Source organism: Halomonas sp. LC1 (genome assembly GCF_030247125.1).
Taxonomy (GTDB): Bacteria; Pseudomonadota; Gammaproteobacteria; order Pseudomonadales; family Halomonadaceae; genus Vreelandella.
On the sequence record NZ_JASSPG010000003.1, the window covers coordinates 232,937 to 249,013 of the forward strand.

Consider the following 16,077-nt stretch of genomic DNA (forward strand, 5'->3'; position numbering starts at 1 on the left):
GTTTCTCTTTCTTGATAGAGGACATGCCATGACTGATCTGAACCGAACGCCACTTCATGCGCTGCACATTCAGCTCGGTGCCAAGATGGTGCCGTTCGCTGGATACGAGATGCCGGTGCAGTATCCGTTAGGTGTGAAAAAAGAGCACGAGCACACCCGTCAGCGCTGCGGACTCTTTGATGTGTCGCACATGGGGCAGATTTTGGTGTCCGGTGAGCAGGTCGCCGAAGCGCTGGAAAGCCTGATTCCCGCAGATTTGGTGGGATTGGAAAAAGGGCAGCAGCGATATGGTCTCTTTACCAGTACTGACGGCGGTATTCTCGACGACCTGATGGCCGTCAACGCGGGGGATCACTTCTACTTGGTAGTGAACGCGGCGTGTAAAGAGCAGGATATCGCCCATTTACGCGCCAATTTGGGTAGCACCCATCAGATCGACGTACTGGACCGGGGGTTGCTGGCGCTTCAAGGACCCCAAGCGCGTGACGTGATGCAGCGCCTCTGCCCGCAAGCCTGCGAATTGACGTTCATGCAACATGGCCGTTACACGCTGGCGGGTTGTGAGGTGTGGATCAGTCGCAGTGGATACACCGGCGAAGATGGCTTCGAGGTGTCGGTCGCGGCGGAGGAAAGTCAGGCGTTAGCAGAGGCACTATTGGCTGAGCCAGAAGTGGAGGCCATTGGTTTGGGCGCTCGAGATTCACTGCGCCTGGAGGCAGGCCTATGTTTGTATGGTCACGATATGGGCCCGCATACCACGCCCGTCGAAGCCAGTTTGATCTGGGCTATTGGTAAACCCCGTCGGCGAGGCGGTGAGCGGTCAGCGGGCTTCCCTGGCGCCGATGTGATTTTGCACCAAGTGGAAGCTAAAGATCACTCACGCAAGCGGGTTGGCTTGCTAGGGGAAGGGCGAGCGCCGGTACGTGAAGGGAGCTTGCTGGTCGACGAAGCTGGGACAGAGATCGGCGTGGTAACGTCCGGTGGTTTCGGGCCTAGCGTCGGCAAGCCCGTGGCCATGGGGTACGTGTCTCGGGAGTGGGAAGCTCCGGGCACGACCGTCTATGCACTGGTGCGTGGCAAGCAACTCCCCATGAGTGTCGCGCCCATGCCGTTTGTGACGCCTGGCTACTATCGAGGTTAAGTCATATTGGAAAGAAGCCCTTGCCACGCAAGGGCTTTTTTTATGTTCATACCATCACAGGTCTTACAGCTGCCGAAACCAGCCTAAATGGGCTCTCTGTATATCGGCTTCCTCTTCGAAAGGCAGCGTCTTCGCTGACAGGCATAGTTCACGCACTTGGCGAGGGGGCAAGCCGAACGCTTGCACGAACAGCCGACTAAAGCTCGCGGCCTCCAGGCCACACTGATCGGCGACCTGGGAGATCCGTAAATGGCGATAGCGCGGTTCCAATAGATAGCGACGTGCTCTGATGAGGCGTCGCTTGCGAATGTAGCCAGCCACCCCACCCATTGGCTCGAATAACCGATATAGAGAGGCGCGCGCCAGCCCAAAGCGTTGTGACAAGGCAAGTGGTGAGAGGGAGCGATCGTGCAGATGACGCTCGATATAGAGACACAGCCGGCCCAGTAGCGGGTGTTCCTTTTCATGCTGTGTCCCGCTGCCAAGGGTTTGGGAGAGGGCGCGTACTAAGAGATGCGTACTCTCCTCGCCGTAGAACGCCACATCGTTGGCATGTAACGTGTCACTGCACGCGATGAGTTCCTTGAGATGCACGCCGAGTAATCGAGCAGCGGGCTGGCGATGATCGATGACTTGGCCGTGCAGGGCCGAAGGTTCTTCGAGCCAGGCTGCCCGGGGCAAAATCCAGGAGAGAATCGAGGCGGGCCGCTCGATGCACACAGCGCTCTCTTGCAGTAGGTCGAGTAACAGAATGTCGCCAGAGCAGGCGGTGACTTCGCCGAACGGCGTGACGCAGAGTAGCTCTCCGTTCAGCACTAGATCGACCATCAGATAGTCCATATCCCCCTGACTCAAGCTCGCTGCCTGACGAAGAATACGCTGGGGCGACAAGTGCATGACGACCCCGATCAAACCAGCAAAATGGTGCGTCGTCACGTCCCAAGCTAAGCGCGCGACCTGCTCTTTGGAGAAGCAGGTCGCGAAGTTGAGGGTGGCTTGCATGCGAAGTTGCCACTCATCCAAACAAGTCATGCCCGGCAATAATTGTTGGGAGGTGGTGCGCACGATACGTTCAGAGATGGTCACTAAGATTCCCCTATCGCTCTCAGATGGCGATGTCGTGGATTGATTATCAGCGAATCCCAGCGTTTTGTGCAAAACGTCTCAATTTGTAAGCAGTGTGTCTCAATGGTAACAAAAGCGGTTGCGAGCAGTGGAGAGATGAACCAACAATTCGCTTACGCGCTAGACACTTACCGACTATTCACCATCAGTTGCCTGCCCTAGCGTCACGTGAAGTTTCTCGTTCATCTCCACTAACGAATGGTTAACGGTCTCATGGCTCACGAAGACACTTCTTATATCGATACGGTGTTTGCTGCAGATGAACACCCAAGTCGACTTTCCCCACTATTCAGAAACGTCAGTCAGTACGGTTTGGGGTGGATGGCGGCGCTCGTGCTGAGCGGCATCGTGTATACACTTTCGGCGCAAGCGCAAAGTGCCACAGATAGCGGTGACCTGTACCGCATTGTGCAGGAGGAGGTCTCGTTGACGGTTTTGTCGCTGGATGCCTCTCCTCAGGCCTTCCTTCAAGGCGGAGACCTCCAAACCGTCTTTCAGCGCATCGAAATCGAAGGAGCGAGTCTCATTTCACCCGGAGAGCTGACCCATCATCTGGCGTCTTGGTTAAACCAGCCGTTGGGGCTCGAACAGATACATGCCGCCGCTAAAACACTGGATGGGGTATATCGTAGCCGTGGCTGGCGCGCACGGACCCGTTTGGTCAAACAGGACTTGTATAGCGGCACACTACGGCTACGTATCATCGAAGGGGGCCGTGGCCGACAGCAACTGGCCGTCCTCGATAGTGACGATTCTGCGTATCCGAATACGCCCCTCAAGTAGCGAGACTTTCCCAGCGGCTCGCTTAGAAGTAGCCGCTAGGAAAGTCATAAACAGGTATCGCTGACGCGCCTGGCAGCGCAATACTGAGTTAGCGCAATACTTGGCGTGGATCGATGGGTTTGCCTCCCTGGCGCAAATCGAACAGCAGGTCATAACGCTGTGTCGCGTTACTTTGCCCCACCTCGCAGAGCTCGTCACCCGTACTCACTTGGTCGCCAACACGCACCAGAATTTGCTCGCAAAGCGCGTAGACGGTCTGCAAATTATCCGCGTGATGCACGATGACGACATCGCCCAACTGGCGCATGCTGTCTGCGAAACGCACTTCGCCTGGAGCCACGGCTTTCGCACGTGCGCCTGCCTGTGTGGCGAGTAGCATCGGTTGTAGAGTGCCTCGGCTATCAGCGCCAAAGCGACGCACGACGCGATAATCCTCTAGCGGCCAAGGCCAGCGGCGCGCAGAGGCCGGCAGACTAGCGCTGGGGGTTGGCGCAGAAGTCGACGTGGAAGCGCTCGAAGAACGAGTGTTCCGTGTGGGGCTACTAGAGCTGCTAGACGGGGGCCTAGCCGTGCTGCTGAGCGGGACGCTGATGATTTGACCCACTCGCAGCGCCGTCGGCGAGGTGCCCTGATTGGCACTTTGGATGCGCCCGGAGGTGGTGCCAAAATGGCGAGCGACGCCTGAAAAAGTGTCGCCAGGGCGAATTTGATAGCGGTAAGGGCCACCGGAGGGCGCGCGCTCTTGTTGGGTAGGAATCAGCAGACGCTGGCCCACGGCCAAACGCCGTGGGTCGACGCCAGGGTTGAAGCGCTCGAGCCTTTCGAGTGGCACGTTGGCTCGTGCCGCTAGCTGACCTAACGTATCGCCTCGCCTAACGGCGACCCAGTTGCCGCCTATGGCACTCGCCGTGCTGGCCGCGGGCACGCGTTGGCTAGACGTGGGTGTGGAGCTGGCGCAGCCAGCCAACATGCTTGCCAGTACGCACATCGTCAGCCAGTGGCTTAGTCGTGGTCGCTGAGTCGGTCTAGCAAGGTATCTTTTTCCTGCCAGAGTGAATTGATCCATGCGTGGAAGCGTTCCTTGTGCTGCGGTTCGTCATGGTAGTTAGCAGTCTGCATCCACTCAGGAATGGCGAGCTGCCGAGCTTCAAGCGTAATGGGGGCTTCTTTACCGCATAAAAAGCCCATGAAAGTAGGCGAAGGGTGGGTATAGCTGATGGTGACATCCAAAATACCATCCAATTGATCCCCCAACAGGCTCAGCACTTGGGCAATGCCACCGGCTTTAGGGCGCAGCAAGTGCTGAAAAGGGCTCTGTTGGGCTTCGCGTTTGGCAACGGTGAAGCGGGTGCCCTCGACAAAATTGAAGATCGCAATGGGCGCATGTCGCGCCTGACGACACATCCGTTCGGTGGAGGCGCGGTCGACGGTGGCGAGCTTGGGGTTTCGCGCGATCTGTTCTCGGCTAAACCGACGCATGAAAGGAAACTCGAGCGCCCAAAAGGCGAGCCCCACGATAGGAATCCAAATGAGCTGATGCTTGAGGAAGAAGCGGGGCATGGGGATCCGACGGTGCAATGCCATGAACAGAATGAAAATGTCCGTCCAGCTCCGGTGGTTAGAGATCACTAACCACCACTGCTCTGGGCTCAAGGTGTCCGGTACCTTGATCGACACGTTAGGTGTCAGCCAGCGTTGCATCCACCACAAGTTAACGCCGATCCAATTGAGCGCCACGGCGCAGAGGCCTTTCAGGAGCCACTCCTTTTGCCGCCGCCCAGGGACGATGACCTTCAGCAGCGTCAACAGAATCAGGGGAACACCCCAAAACAGCGTGTTCAACGTTAGCAGCACGATGCTAACGCCCCCTTTGATGATTGGCATACCACGATCCTCACAGCTATCTGACAGCGTGTTTAGCGTCGCTACGCACGCGCTTGACGACAAATGCTAATAGATCCGCGTCACGCTGCCCAGCATAACCGCATCAATACGTTAGAAGGGCGCAAAGAGCGAGGGTGCTTTGACGTTATCCATCAAAACGCTGCGCAACGCATGGGCGGCGACGGAGAGTTCTTCCTGAGTGAGGATTCCCACGCGACACGCGATACTGGGCGCCACCAGCGGCACACAGCGAGCGCCCAGCTCCTGCATTTGTCGAATACACATCGATGGTACCGCGCTGACGCCTAATCCCTCGGCGACCATGCGGCCGACGGTGGAGAGCTGGTGGCTCTCGAAGGCGACTGGAAGCGCCATCTGGCGTTTGCCGAGTGCTTGTTCTAAAAGCCGTCTGACCATGGAGGGTCGTTGCAGCGTCATGAAATCGTACGCTAGCAGCTGCTCCCAAGAGAGCGTGTCGCACTCGGCCAACGGCGAGTGACGCGGTATCACGGCCACGAATCGATCTTCAAAAAGAGGGGTGAAGTTCAAACTGCCGACCCCCTCCGGCGAGAAAGCGATACCAATTTCCACCTGGCGAGAGCGCACCATCTCCATGACGTCTTCATTGATGACATCATGGACGGTGACATTGATCTTGGGGTACTGCTGACGAAATTTGACGAGCGCGCTAGGAAGCAAATTACTGGCGAAGGAGGGCATGGCCGCTACACTGAGCCGCCCAAGCTGGAGCGTAAAGCGTTGGCGCAGGCGCTCTTCGGTATTGTCCCATTGCGCCAGCAAGTGCTTGGCCAGTGGTAGAAGCGACTCACCCTCCGGGGTCAATCGTACGCTCCGTGTGCTGCGGATGAGCAACTTGCCGCCTAGGGAGTCCTCCAAGCCTTTGATGGCAAGGCTCAGCGCGGGTTGTGAAAGATGCAGGCGCTCGCAGGCCTGGGTAAAACTCAGCGTTTGTGCCACGGCCAAAAAAGCGCGAAGCTGTTTGACGGTCATGGTATCTCTTTATAAGTTATTAAAATGAATTGATAAGAAAAACAAACTTAACAAATATATCATCTAGGACAACACTGGCGATAGCGCGACACGCCAGCAAACGCTGCTTACACTACTTTAACGAGCGTCCAACACCGATACGTTCTCAACAACAACGTGAGGCATAACAATGGCAGGATTCGATAAGTGTGTGGCTTCTTACGAGGAAGCAATGGAAGGCATCGAAAGCGGTATGACCGTGATTGCCGGTGGCTTTGGTCTGTGTGGGATTCCTGAAAACCTGATCGCGGAGATCAAGCGTCGCGGAGTCAAGGACCTTACGGTGGTTTCCAATAACTGTGGTGTAGATGGGTTTGGTTTGGGTGTACTGCTGGAAGATCGCCAAATCAGCAAGATCATCGCCTCTTACGTGGGCGAAAACGCGATGTTTGAACAGCAGATGTTGAACAACGAAATCGAAGTGGTATTGACGCCTCAAGGAACGCTCGCAGAGAAAATGCGCGCAGGCGGTGCAGGTATTCCCGCGTTTTATACCGCGACCGGTTACGGCACGCCCATTGGTGAAGGCAAGGAAGTGCGCGTATTCGATGGTCGTCACTACATTTTGGAAGAGGCCATCAAAGGCGATTTCGCGATCGTCAAAGGTTGGAAGGCCGACCGCTATGGCAACGTCATGTATCGTCATACTGCGCAGAACTTTAATCCCATGGCGGCGACGGCAGGCAAAATTACCGTTGTCGAAGTAGAGGAGATTGTGGAACCCGGAGAGCTGGAGCCAAGCCAGATTCATACGCCGGGTATCTATGTCGATCGCATCATTCAAGGCACGTTTGAAAAGCGTATCGAGAAGCGCACCGTTCGTAGCTGAGCGTATCAACGTCCACAACCAACTCCTTACTAAGACAAGAGGTGGCACCATGGCTTTAACTCGTGAACAAATGGCCCAACGCGTCGCGCGTGAACTGCAGGACGGCTTCTACGTCAACTTGGGTATCGGTATTCCCACTCTGGTTGCCAACTACATTCCTGATGGCATGGATGTGATGTTGCAGTCCGAAAATGGGCTGCTAGGTATGGGGCGGTTTCCTACCGAGGAGGAAGTCGACCCGGATATGATCAATGCCGGTAAACAGACCGTTACCGCTCGCCCTGGCGCGGCGATTTTCTCCTCCGCTGAGTCGTTTGCCATGATTCGCGGTGGTCATGTGGATTTGACCGTGCTGGGTGCGTTCGAAGTCGACCAAGAAGGTAACATTGCCTCTTGGATGATCCCTGGCAAATTGATCAAAGGCATGGGGGGCGCGATGGATCTCGTCGCCGGGGCCGACAACATCATTTGCACCATGACCCACGCTTCCAAACATGGCGAATCCAAGCTGCTCGAAAAGTGCAACCTGCCGCTGACAGGAGCGGGTTGTATCAATCGGGTCTTGACCGATCTGGCTTACCTGGAGATCAAGGATGGCGCGTTCATCCTTAAAGAGCGTGCGCCAGGGGTGAGCGTCGAAGAGATTGTCGAGAAAACCGCAGGCAAACTCATCGTGCCGGACCACGTCCCCGAAATGACTTTCGAGGAATAAGCACGACCGTTAGGCGGAGGGCGTGGGCTGGTGGCTCACGCCATTTCGCAGCGAGTGTGAAAAGGCAGCAAGATCTCCGCCACCCGCTCATGGGCATCGTTGACCTGTTTTTGGGTCAGGGCTAATCCACCCAGGCACAAGCGGTGTTCGTCTCCATCGCGGAAGACCATTTTCTGTGGCGTTGCCGGGTAAAAACGGTGCTCGAGTAAATTGGACACAGAGAAAACGCCATTTTGCTGACCGCTGAGCGGCGGCATACCGGCGTTTTCCAACTGCTCGCTCAGTGTGTCGATCGACGCGTGCATCCGGTAACAATCGAAACCCGCATGATGCAAGCGAGGGCCCATGACGGCAAGCCAGGCGGCCAGTGGGTGCGCGTTTTGTAACTGCTGATAGAGCTCCCAAGAAGGCATCGGCCAAGGGCGGCCACGGCAAAGCAGGTTGTGACCTTTGCAGTCGGCGGGGTGGCTTTGATGCACGAGCGAGGTTAACGCTTCGCGAGGCACTTTTGACAGCGTACCGATTTGTAGCTCGGCGAGCACCAGCCAGCTGCTGTCGTCACTTGGTGCCATCAAGTGGATCAGCAAGCCTTTGTCTGCCATGGCATAGTGCCCGACCGAACGATACCCCATGCGTGATAGCGGCAGGCTCAGGGCATGCATTGCGAACGGGCCGTAATTCAGGGTGACCAGCGTCAGATATTCCGCCGCGGTGTGGAGTGGCCATAGCCGCAGGCCGCCGATGTCGGGGTGGGTATGGACATAGTCCAGCCATAGCTGTTGTACAAACTCCTCGCGTTGCATGGGGGTTCCTCGCCGCCTAAAGACGTCCGTGAGTCAACGGTTAACTGAGTGGTCAGTATAGGCAAGCAAGGAGTTAGTAGGTTCAACGGGCTTTAACGGCGAATTTAACGCCCGCTAAGAGGCCAGCAACTGTTTGTCGCGAACAAATTGATCGAATTCGGTAAAGCCGCCCACGTGCTGCTGGTCGACGAAGATTTGTGGCACGGTGTGGATCGGTTTACCCGCTGTTTTAGCGATATCCTCTTTGGTAACGCCCTCGGAGGGCATATCGACATAGCGGTAACCCTCGATCTTCCCACTGTTTTCCAAGTGTTCGGCGAGATGCTTGGCGCGAACGCAAAAAGGGCACGACATGCGCCCAAAAATAACCACGAACATGAGGTGGCTCCTTTACGATAGGGGCGAATTGGTAGTTGAGTGAGCAATCAGCGCCCATTGTGGCGTAGGGCGCAGGCTTTCGCCAATAGCACCACGCTACGCGTGCTATAAAGCGTCACAATGAGCCATCCATCAAGGAGAATCCATGCAGACGTTGGCGCCGCATGAGTACGGTTATTTAGCCGAGCTGGCCCAGTGCTATCGTGACGAACACTGGACAGCACTAAGACAGCAGTCCCATTTCAACCCGAGGTTGGGGGTGGATGCGCTCTGTTTCCAGCATTTGGAGACGCGCATCAGCGGCGCCAGTGTCATGGCGGGAGCTCTGATCACCCCCTGCGAGCTGTGGTTGGTCGCATTGCCTGAACAGGCCACGCTGCAGGCGCCGCTGCCCTCAGAAGGCGTGTTGGTGCTTCCATCCGGCCGCTATGCCTTGGAACTAGAGCGCTTGACGTCCGGGATCGAGCTTTACAAGCGAAAGATATTGGATGACTTGAGCGACCTAGACTCCTTGCAAGAATCGGCGCGACTTGCGCAGCGTATGATGCAGCAGTTGTTGGCGGAGCCGGACGCGACCTCATCGGCCGAGTAGGCAGAAGCGGTTGGCGGCTCCTATACTCATGAACGTTTATTTCTTCATTCCCATGTACGTCAAAAAAGGAAGCCTGAATGTCATCTTCAACAGCTTCAACACCGCGGGTTGCCGTGGTGACAGGGACGAGCAGCGGTATTGGTGAGGCCGTCGTTCGACATTTTTGTGAGCAGGGGCATCAAGTACTGGCCGTCGACTTCAACCCCGCTGGTAAAGAGATTGCAGAAGCAGCTGGCGCCGCATTTTATCAAGCGGATCTCACCGATCCTGACGCGTGTCGAGGCGCGATTGCCGATGCGGTCAAGCGGTTTGGCGGCGTGGACATTCTCGTCAACAACGCCGGTATTCAGCATGTCGCGTCCATCGAGACCTTCCCTGAAGAGAAGTGGCGTCAAATCATCGATTTGATGCTGACGGCCCCTTTCCTGCTCACCCAAGCGGCGTGGCCCTACATGCGCGAGAAAGGCTGGGGTCGCGTGGTCAACATTGCCTCGATCCATGCCCAAGTGGCGTCACCGGGCAAGGCGGCGTACATCAGCGCGAAGCACGGCATGATCGGCTTGACCAAGACAGCCGCACTGGAGGGGGGCGAGCAGGGTATTACGGCCAATGCCATTTGTCCCGCTTATGTGAAAACACCCTTGGTCGACAACCAAATTGCCGATCAGGCCAAGCTGCATGGAATGGACGAGCAAGAAGTCATCGAGAAGATCATGCTCAAGAATGCGGCGGTCAAGCGGCTAATCGAACCTTCCGAAGTGGCTCAACTAGTGGCTTACCTCACGTCCGATGCGGCGGGCGCGGTCACCGGTGCGAGCTGGAACATCGATCTTGGTTGGACCGCTCACTGAGCCAGCCGACTCGCCTGCCACCTAAGGTGGCAGGCGATGTTGCTTAGCGACGTACCGGTCGTTTTTGTAGCTTTCTCTGAAGGGTGCGTCGGTGCATGCCCAGCGCGCGGGCGGTGGCCGAGATATTGCCATCGTGTTCCTGCAGCACTTTTTGAATATGCTCCCAGGTGATTCGGTTGATGGAGGGTGGATTATCTGCAAGCTCGACGTTGGGGTCGGCGTCGGGGTGTTCGAAGGCCGCCATCACATCATCCGCATCCGCTGGTTTGCACAGATAATTGATGGCGCCCAGCTTGATGGCTTCGACCGCCGTGGCAATGCTCGAGTAGCCGGTCAGCACCACGATACGACAGCCAGGCACAGTGGAGAGGAGGTCGGGTAACAGCTTGAGTCCAGAGCTATGTTCCAGCTTCAAATCCAGTGTGGCCATGGTGGGCATGAAGTGCGACGCGATGCTCAGCGCTTGATCGGCATCGTGTGCCACCTTGACGTCAAAGCCTCGCCGGGCCAGGGCACGGCTCAATACGTGACAAAACATTTCATCGTCATCGACGATTAGCAGACGCTGCTCTTGGTTCTGCATACTACCCTCGTTAGTCTGAATCGCTGCTGTCTCAGCTTAACTGGGTGCTGAGCAGCGCGGCAGGGTGACCTCGGTCAACGTTCCACCCTCGGGATGGTTATAGAGGCTTACGCCTCCGCCGAAGCGGTTGATCGTGGCGTGCGTGAGGAACAGGCCGATGCCCATTCCTTTACTTTTGGTCGAGACGAACGTGTCGCCTAGCTGGTCCGCAATCGACATGGCCACCCCTGGGCCGTGGTCACGGATATCGATAATGACGCTCTCATCTTGCCAATCCAAGCGTATGGCGATGTGTTCTGGATTGGCGTCTGCAGCATTGTTCAATAAATTGGTCAGCGCTTGGTCGAGCGTCGCATCCACGGCGAGCCAGGGGCGGCCGCGCCGTTCGGCCACATCGAAGCGATGGCTCACGTCGGGTCGAATCACCAGCCAACGCTGCACCACCCCAGCAAGCCACACTTCGGCATCCAGCACTTCTGGTTCGGCCATGCGGCGACGATCGGCATTGGTGACAAGGTGCTGCAAACGCGATTTGCAGATATCGACCTGCTGTCGCAAGAGCGCGATATCCTCCTCCAGCGCGCTGCCTTTTGCTGCGTCGGCCTGCATCTCTTTGAGCAGCACCGCCATCGTCGACAGCGGGGTGCCAAGTTCGTGGGCCGTGCCCGCCGCTTGTGTGGCAACGGCCAGCACTTGTTCGTTACGCAGAGCGGCTTCCCGCGTGCGGGAGAGGGCTTTATCGCGGCTGCGCAGCGCGTGAGCCATTTTATAGATAAAGAACGTGACAAGCCCAGCCGACAGCCCGAAGTTGAGCCACATGCCCAGGATGTGCAGGCTGAGCGGACCTTCGCTACTGATATGACCCAGCTGTGGAATGGGGTGGTAGTCAAACATCAAGAAGCTGTAACCACCCATGGCGCAGGCCGCAATGATCCAGGCGTGGCGCCAAGGCAGCGTTGCGGCTGCAATGGTCACGGGCACCAAGTAGTACGTAATGAACGGATTCGTAGAACCGCCCGAAAAGTAAAACAGCAGGGTGAGCCCGGCAATATCGGCCAGCAAGTGAGACAAGTACTCACCGTGGCCAACGGCTTTGGGGCGCCCCAAACGCCACCAAGTGGCAATGTTCAGCAGCCCCATTGCGATCACGACGCTCACGACGGCGGTGACGGGAAGGTCGAAAGCGAGTAGCTCGATGCCGACAATGATCGCCATCAAAAAACCCGTCCAGGTAATCCCCCGAACGATGGTGAGCCGAACCAGGTTTCGATTGGGTGTAGAGAGCGGTAAGGGTAGGGCAGTGGGCATGGGTTGGCTTATTTGCTCGATGTTTTGACGCTATGAATGACGAATTTGATGAAGAGGGTCATGACAAAGGTCATCCAGCCGGCAGACGCTAACAGATTGAACAGCAGCATTTTGGGAGGCAGCCAAGCCGAACCTAGTAGCGCCTCCAGCATGATATGAAAAAACATGGCCAGCAAAAGCGGCAGAGCGAGCGTGTGGATCCACATATCGGTTCGGCGCTTGCGAATGTGATAGCGTCGCAGCAAGTAGCGCATCGGGCGATGTGCCCAGCTAAAGAGTACCAGCGTAGCCACGATGAACAGCACCGCAAGCGTTGGCTCGGTGCTTTGTCGATGCATCGAAAAGGAGATGGACCATGCGAGTCCCAGCCACGCCAAACCTTCCAAGCTGGCGATGAAATCCGCATAGCGACGTACGTTCTGCATAAACAACCGAATCCTTGATCTTACAGCGTGCCGCCATGATACGACACTTGCGCGGACCTGTGGGGGTCACGCACGGATTTATCCGATCGGCGTATTGGGTATACTGTGGCAGCTCGCAGCCCCCTTCACCCAAGACCAATAGGATTTGCCGTGGACGCTATTACCCTGACCCGCCCTGATGACTGGCACCTGCATTTACGTGATGACGAGGCGCTCAATGCCGTGGTGGGACATACCGCTGCGCAAATGGGTCGTGCGATCATCATGCCGAACCTAAAGCCACCGGTGACCACGACAGAGCAGGCAGTAGCTTACCGCGAACGCATCTTGGCCGCGCTACCCGAAGGCAGTACTTTTGAGCCGCTGATGGTGCTCTACCTCACGGATACGACACCGCCCGAGGAGATAGAGCGTGCCGTCGAGAGTGGCATCGTCAAAGCCGTGAAGCTTTATCCGGCAGGGGCCACGACCAACTCTGCCTCGGGAGTGACGGACATTGCCCACTGCGATGCCACCATTGCCATGATGGCAAAGCTGGGCATGCCGCTACTGGTACATGGCGAGGTCACCGACCACGAGATCGATATCTTCGATCGGGAAGCGGTGTTCATCGAGCGTGTCATGAAGCCGTTGCTGGCGCGACACCCCGAACTGAAAGTGGTGTTCGAGCACATCACCACGCAGCAGGCTGCGGAGTTCGTCGCCAGCGCGTCTGACAACGTAGCCGCCACGATTACTGCCCACCACCTGCTCTTCAATCGCAATAAAATGCTGGCAGGCGGTATTCGCCCTCACTATTACTGCCTTCCCATCCTCAAGCGCGAACAGCATCGACAGGCTTTGTTGAAAGCCGCCACCAGCGGTAGCCCCAAATTCTTCCTGGGCACCGATAGTGCTCCCCATGCAAAGGGTGACAAAGAGTCGAGCTGCGGCTGTGCCGGTGCTTATACGGCGCCTGCCGCCATCGAGCTATATGCGACGGCCTTCGAGGAGATGCAGGCGCTGGATAAGCTGGAGGCCTTTGCGAGTCTTAACGGCCCGCGTTTTTATGGCCTTTCGCCGAACGCAGACGCCATTACGCTTGAGCGGCGCGAGTGGACGCTGCCGGCGAGCTATCCCTATGCGTCTGGTCAAACCATCGTGCCGTTACTGGCAGGTGAAACACTTGCCTGGGCGATGAAAAAGTAACCATAAGCGTGTGAGTGCGTCATAAAAAACGGAGCCAATGAGGCTCCGTTTTTTTGATCGTGGCGATGACTCCACGAGCGCGTAGGATTTACTGACCGCCTAATGCCAGCAACATGTGATCTACCATGCGGGAAGAGTGGTCGGCGGCCATATCGAGGAACTGCTCGAAAGAGAGGTGGTTATCGCCGCTTCCGGGAATGTCGGAAAGGGCGCGAATGACCACGAACGGGCAGTCGTAGAGATAGCACGTCTGGGCAATGGCGGCGCCCTCCATTTCGACGGCGAGCATGGTAGGGAACTGCGCGCGCGTGGCGGCTACCCGCTCAGGGTCGGACATAAACGCATCGCCCGTCGCAATCATGCCCTCGCGCACGTTGACTTCTCCCAGGGCGGCAATGGCACCACGAGCGATGTCACGCAGGCGCTTGTCGGCATGGTACGCCGGTGGCATGCCCGGCACCTGGCCAATTTCGTAGCCAAAGACCACTGCATCCACATCGTGATGGCGGACTTCATCGGAAATGATGACATCGCCAATGGCTAGGTCGGTGGCAAAACCGCCTGCCGAGCCGGTGTTGATGATGGCGTCCGGTTGATGACGCTCCAACAGAATCGCCGTGCCGACGGCGGCGTTCACTTTGCCGATACCCGACTGCAGAATGACGATGTCGAGGCCATGTCGCGTGCCGGTATGAAAGACGAACCCGGCATGTTCGTAGCGTTCTGCGTTCTCGAGCTGTCCCGCTAGAAGCTTCACTTCTTGCGCCATAGCGCCAATAATTCCAATGCGTTGCACGGGCTTCTCCATCGTGGTGCGAATGAGTATTCGGTGAGGGGCGTTCTTCAAGACGCCTGATCGTGACGCTCGGCGGCTTCCAGCGTATTCTCAAGCAGGGTGGCGACCGTCATCGGGCCAACGCCTCCCGGCACCGGCGTAATGTGGCTGGCGCGCTCGGCCGCCGCCGTAAAATCGACATCACCCACCAGTGTGCCATCTTCCTGACGATTGATACCTACATCGATGACTACGGCGCCGGGTTTGATCCATTCACCCTTGACGATCCCCGGTTTGCCCACCGCCACCACGACCAAGTCGGCGCGACTGACATGGCTGGCCAAGTCTTGGGTAAAGCGGTGGCATACTGTCGTAGTGCAGCCCGCTAGCATCAGTTCCAACGCCATTGGCCGCCCGACGATGTTTGAAGCGCCTACGATGGTGGCATCCATGCCGCGCACGGCGATGCCACTTTGCGCCAGCATGGTCATGATGCCCTTGGGCGTGCAGGGGCGCAGAGAAGGAAGGCGCTGCGCCAGCCTGCCCAAGTTATAGGGATGAAAACCATCGACGTCTTTATCCGGACGGATACGCTCGAGAATGGGGCGAGCATCCAAATGGTCTGGCAAGGGGAGCTGTACCAGAATGCCATCTACCGTGGCGTCTGCATTGAGCTGATCAACCAGCGCTTCTAATGCCTCTTGCGTCGTATCGGCAGGAAGAGCGTGTTGAAAAGAGAGGATACCCGCCTGTTCGCAAGCACGATGCTTGTTGTTGACATACACATGTGAGGCGGGGTCTTCACCGACCACAACAACGGCTAGTCCGGGGGCGCGAGCGCCGGCTTGCTGGCGTGCCGCAATTTTCTCGGCCACGCGTTGACGGACATTAGCGGCGATGGCTTTACCATCGATGAGTTGGGCGGTCATGTAGTGAAATCCCTATGAGGTTGGAAAGCGAAGCAAACGACACGCGCAGTCACAGGACGCGCTTTAAAGTGGGAGTAATTTTCGCATGGTAGGGCGACAAGGCAAAGCGCCTATCGAATCAATCACTTTAAGTGTTGACTTTAAAATTAGAAATAGTAATATATGCCTCGCTTGAGACGGGACACGCAGCAACGTCTAAGGTAAGTAATCGGGATGTAGCGCAGTCTGGTAGCGCGCCTGCTTTGGGAGCAGGATGTCGGGGGTTCGAATCCCTCCATCCCGACCATGTACCTGGCACGGAAGGTGTTAATCTGCTTCTCCAAACTTTGGTTGTGGTCAAGTGCTCATCCGTATTCTCTGGATACATCATGTGCGCCCATAGCTCAACCGGATAGAGCAACGGCCTTCTAAGCCGTAGGTTGCGGGTTCGAGTCCTGCTGGGCGTGCCAATCAAATACATCTCTGTGTTTGTTTCCAGTTGGATATTTTCAAGCTTGCTTTTGTCAGTGGTGGATGTAGCTCAGTGGTAGAGCCCCGGATTGTGGCTCCGGTGGTCGTGGGTTCGATCCCCATCATCCACCCCATTGGCAATTAGCACACGGTTTACAGGTTGTGGTGGATGTAGCTCAGTGGTAGAGCCCCGGATTGTGGCTCCGGTGGTCGTGGGTTCGATCCCCATCATCCACCCCATTAACCTGACTTCTCTTTTATTCTTTTTTTG

The 16,077-nt window shown here is 56.9% G+C and carries 19 protein-coding genes and 4 tRNA genes; 12 read left to right on the forward strand and 11 right to left on the reverse strand.

Annotation, left to right across the window (positions count from 1 at the left end; all coding sequences use genetic code 11):
• Positions 1-28 precede the first annotated feature (28 nt).
• Positions 29-1,141, forward strand: a complete 1,113-nt coding sequence (gene gcvT / locus QIT27_RS06775; RefSeq protein ID WP_285263286.1) for a glycine cleavage system aminomethyltransferase GcvT — start codon at positions 29-31, stop codon at positions 1,139-1,141.
• A 63-nt stretch (positions 1,142-1,204) separates the two neighbouring features.
• On the opposite strand, the gene QIT27_RS06780 is transcribed toward gcvT, so the two are convergent.
• Complete coding sequence (locus QIT27_RS06780) at positions 1,205-2,227, reverse strand: helix-turn-helix domain-containing protein (protein WP_285263287.1); 1,023 nt, start codon at positions 2,225-2,227, stop codon at positions 1,205-1,207.
• Between the two features lie 252 nt (positions 2,228-2,479).
• Between QIT27_RS06780 and QIT27_RS06785 the strand changes: the two genes are divergently transcribed.
• On the forward strand, positions 2,480-3,049 hold the full coding sequence (locus QIT27_RS06785; RefSeq protein ID WP_285263288.1) for a POTRA domain-containing protein: 570 nt from the start codon (positions 2,480-2,482) through the stop codon (positions 3,047-3,049).
• Between the two features lie 88 nt (positions 3,050-3,137).
• On the opposite strand, the gene QIT27_RS06790 is transcribed toward QIT27_RS06785, so the two are convergent.
• Positions 3,138-3,881: a peptidoglycan DD-metalloendopeptidase family protein gene (locus QIT27_RS06790; RefSeq protein ID WP_254436362.1), complete on the reverse strand. Its 744-nt coding sequence runs from the start codon at positions 3,879-3,881 to the stop codon at positions 3,138-3,140.
• Positions 3,882-3,936: 55 nt separating this feature from the next.
• Between QIT27_RS06790 and QIT27_RS06795 the strand changes: the two genes are divergently transcribed.
• Positions 3,937-4,068 carry a hypothetical protein gene (locus QIT27_RS06795; protein WP_285263369.1) on the forward strand — a complete coding sequence of 44 codons (132 nt, stop codon included), beginning with the start codon at positions 3,937-3,939 and terminating at the stop codon, positions 4,066-4,068.
• Here QIT27_RS06795 and yihG read toward each other — a convergent pair.
• Both yihG and QIT27_RS06805 read right to left on the reverse strand, forming a co-directional pair.
• Positions 4,052-4,933 (reverse strand): 1-acylglycerol-3-phosphate O-acyltransferase, YihG family, encoded by an 882-nt coding sequence (yihG, locus tag QIT27_RS06800; protein ID WP_285263289.1) that lies wholly within the window; start codon positions 4,931-4,933, stop codon positions 4,052-4,054. The two genes, QIT27_RS06795 and yihG, sit on opposite strands and share 17 nt — an antisense overlap.
• A 111-nt stretch (positions 4,934-5,044) precedes the next feature.
• Positions 5,045-5,944, reverse strand: a complete 900-nt coding sequence (locus QIT27_RS06805) for a LysR family transcriptional regulator (RefSeq protein WP_285263290.1) — start codon at positions 5,942-5,944, stop codon at positions 5,045-5,047.
• A 169-nt stretch (positions 5,945-6,113) separates the two neighbouring features.
• On the opposite strand from QIT27_RS06805, the gene QIT27_RS06810 reads away from it, so the two are divergent.
• Positions 6,114-6,812: a CoA transferase subunit A gene (locus tag QIT27_RS06810; RefSeq protein ID WP_285263291.1), complete on the forward strand. Its 699-nt coding sequence runs from the start codon at positions 6,114-6,116 to the stop codon at positions 6,810-6,812.
• 49 nt (positions 6,813-6,861) lie between these two features.
• The gene (locus QIT27_RS06815) at positions 6,862-7,524 is read left to right on the forward strand and encodes a CoA transferase subunit B (RefSeq protein WP_285263292.1); all 663 of its coding nucleotides are present in this window, start codon (positions 6,862-6,864) and stop codon (positions 7,522-7,524) included.
• Positions 7,525-7,559: 35 nt separating this feature from the next.
• Here QIT27_RS06815 and QIT27_RS06820 read toward each other — a convergent pair whose 3' ends face one another.
• Together QIT27_RS06820 and QIT27_RS06825 are read right to left on the reverse strand one after the other, a co-directional pair.
• Positions 7,560-8,327, reverse strand: coding sequence for a VOC family protein (locus QIT27_RS06820; RefSeq protein WP_159342246.1), 768 nt, complete (start codon positions 8,325-8,327; stop codon positions 7,560-7,562).
• A 114-nt stretch (positions 8,328-8,441) separates the two neighbouring features.
• On the reverse strand, positions 8,442-8,705 hold the full coding sequence (locus QIT27_RS06825; RefSeq protein WP_159342245.1) for a GrxA family glutaredoxin: 264 nt from the start codon (positions 8,703-8,705) through the stop codon (positions 8,442-8,444).
• Positions 8,706-8,850: 145 nt separating this feature from the next.
• Here QIT27_RS06825 and hybE point away from each other — a divergent pair, with 145 nt between their 5' ends.
• Together hybE and QIT27_RS06835 are read left to right on the forward strand one after the other, a co-directional pair.
• The gene (hybE, locus tag QIT27_RS06830; RefSeq protein ID WP_285263293.1) at positions 8,851-9,297 is read left to right on the forward strand and encodes a [NiFe]-hydrogenase assembly chaperone HybE; all 447 of its coding nucleotides are present in this window, start codon (positions 8,851-8,853) and stop codon (positions 9,295-9,297) included.
• 77 nt (positions 9,298-9,374) lie between these two features.
• The gene (locus QIT27_RS06835; RefSeq protein WP_253016322.1) at positions 9,375-10,148 is read left to right on the forward strand and encodes a 3-hydroxybutyrate dehydrogenase; all 774 of its coding nucleotides are present in this window, start codon (positions 9,375-9,377) and stop codon (positions 10,146-10,148) included.
• 43 nt (positions 10,149-10,191) lie between these two features.
• Here QIT27_RS06835 and QIT27_RS06840 read toward each other — a convergent pair whose 3' ends face one another.
• Genes QIT27_RS06840 through QIT27_RS06850 form a run of 3 tightly spaced genes read right to left on the reverse strand, consistent with a single transcriptional unit; the run spans position 10,192 to position 12,464 of the window.
• Positions 10,192-10,731 (reverse strand): response regulator transcription factor, encoded by a 540-nt coding sequence (locus tag QIT27_RS06840; RefSeq protein ID WP_159342242.1) that lies wholly within the window; start codon positions 10,729-10,731, stop codon positions 10,192-10,194.
• Between the two features lie 36 nt (positions 10,732-10,767).
• Positions 10,768-12,039 carry an ATP-binding protein gene (locus tag QIT27_RS06845; RefSeq protein ID WP_159342241.1) on the reverse strand — a complete coding sequence of 424 codons (1,272 nt, stop codon included), beginning with the start codon at positions 12,037-12,039 and terminating at the stop codon, positions 10,768-10,770.
• 8 nt (positions 12,040-12,047) lie between these two features.
• A complete protein-coding gene (locus tag QIT27_RS06850) occupies positions 12,048-12,464 on the reverse strand; it encodes a hypothetical protein (RefSeq protein ID WP_159342240.1) in 417 nt (138 codons plus the stop codon).
• A gap of 150 nt (positions 12,465-12,614) precedes the next feature.
• Between QIT27_RS06850 and pyrC the strand changes: the two genes are divergently transcribed.
• Positions 12,615-13,652, forward strand: a complete 1,038-nt coding sequence (gene pyrC, locus QIT27_RS06855; RefSeq protein WP_159342239.1) for a dihydroorotase — start codon at positions 12,615-12,617, stop codon at positions 13,650-13,652.
• Between the two features lie 88 nt (positions 13,653-13,740).
• Here pyrC and mtnN read toward each other — a convergent pair whose 3' ends face one another.
• Complete coding sequence (gene mtnN / locus QIT27_RS06860; protein ID WP_285263294.1) at positions 13,741-14,448, reverse strand: 5'-methylthioadenosine/S-adenosylhomocysteine nucleosidase; 708 nt, start codon at positions 14,446-14,448, stop codon at positions 13,741-13,743.
• 47 nt (positions 14,449-14,495) lie between these two features.
• Positions 14,496-15,356, reverse strand: coding sequence for a bifunctional methylenetetrahydrofolate dehydrogenase/methenyltetrahydrofolate cyclohydrolase FolD (gene folD, locus QIT27_RS06865; protein WP_253016328.1), 861 nt, complete (start codon positions 15,354-15,356; stop codon positions 14,496-14,498).
• A 209-nt stretch (positions 15,357-15,565) separates the two neighbouring features.
• Between folD and QIT27_RS06870 the strand changes: the two genes are divergently transcribed.
• From QIT27_RS06870 to QIT27_RS06885, 4 genes are all read left to right on the forward strand, one after another.
• Positions 15,566-15,642: transfer RNA gene (locus tag QIT27_RS06870), tRNA-Pro, on the forward strand.
• An 86-nt stretch (positions 15,643-15,728) separates the two neighbouring features.
• Positions 15,729-15,805: transfer RNA gene (locus tag QIT27_RS06875), tRNA-Arg, on the forward strand.
• Positions 15,806-15,865: 60 nt separating this feature from the next.
• A tRNA-His gene (locus tag QIT27_RS06880) sits at positions 15,866-15,940 on the forward strand.
• Positions 15,941-15,971: 31 nt separating this feature from the next.
• A tRNA-His gene (locus tag QIT27_RS06885) sits at positions 15,972-16,046 on the forward strand.
• Positions 16,047-16,077: the final 31 nt, after the last annotated feature.

Coding starts and splice junctions, on each gene's coding strand:
- gcvT (WP_285263286.1), top strand. CDS start 29: ATGACTGATCTGAACCGAACGCCACTTCATGCGCTGCACATTCAGCTC.
- hybE (WP_285263293.1), top strand. CDS start 8,851: ATGCAGACGTTGGCGCCGCATGAGTACGGTTATTTAGCCGAGCTGGCC.
- QIT27_RS06810 (WP_285263291.1), top strand. CDS start 6,114: ATGGCAGGATTCGATAAGTGTGTGGCTTCTTACGAGGAAGCAATGGAA.
- QIT27_RS06785 (WP_285263288.1), top strand. CDS start 2,480: ATGGCTCACGAAGACACTTCTTATATCGATACGGTGTTTGCTGCAGAT.
- QIT27_RS06845 (WP_159342241.1), bottom strand. CDS start 12,039: ATGCCCACTGCCCTACCCTTACCGCTCTCTACACCCAATCGAAACCTG.
- QIT27_RS06825 (WP_159342245.1), bottom strand. CDS start 8,705: ATGTTCGTGGTTATTTTTGGGCGCATGTCGTGCCCTTTTTGCGTTCGC.
- QIT27_RS06815 (WP_285263292.1), top strand. CDS start 6,862: ATGGCTTTAACTCGTGAACAAATGGCCCAACGCGTCGCGCGTGAACTG.
- QIT27_RS06840 (WP_159342242.1), bottom strand. CDS start 10,731: ATGCAGAACCAAGAGCAGCGTCTGCTAATCGTCGATGACGATGAAATG.
- QIT27_RS06850 (WP_159342240.1), bottom strand. CDS start 12,464: ATGCAGAACGTACGTCGCTATGCGGATTTCATCGCCAGCTTGGAAGGT.
- QIT27_RS06835 (WP_253016322.1), top strand. CDS start 9,375: ATGTCATCTTCAACAGCTTCAACACCGCGGGTTGCCGTGGTGACAGGG.
- QIT27_RS06805 (WP_285263290.1), bottom strand. CDS start 5,944: ATGACCGTCAAACAGCTTCGCGCTTTTTTGGCCGTGGCACAAACGCTG.
- yihG (WP_285263289.1), bottom strand. CDS start 4,933: ATGCCAATCATCAAAGGGGGCGTTAGCATCGTGCTGCTAACGTTGAAC.
- QIT27_RS06820 (WP_159342246.1), bottom strand. CDS start 8,327: ATGCAACGCGAGGAGTTTGTACAACAGCTATGGCTGGACTATGTCCAT.
- folD (WP_253016328.1), bottom strand. CDS start 15,356: ATGACCGCCCAACTCATCGATGGTAAAGCCATCGCCGCTAATGTCCGT.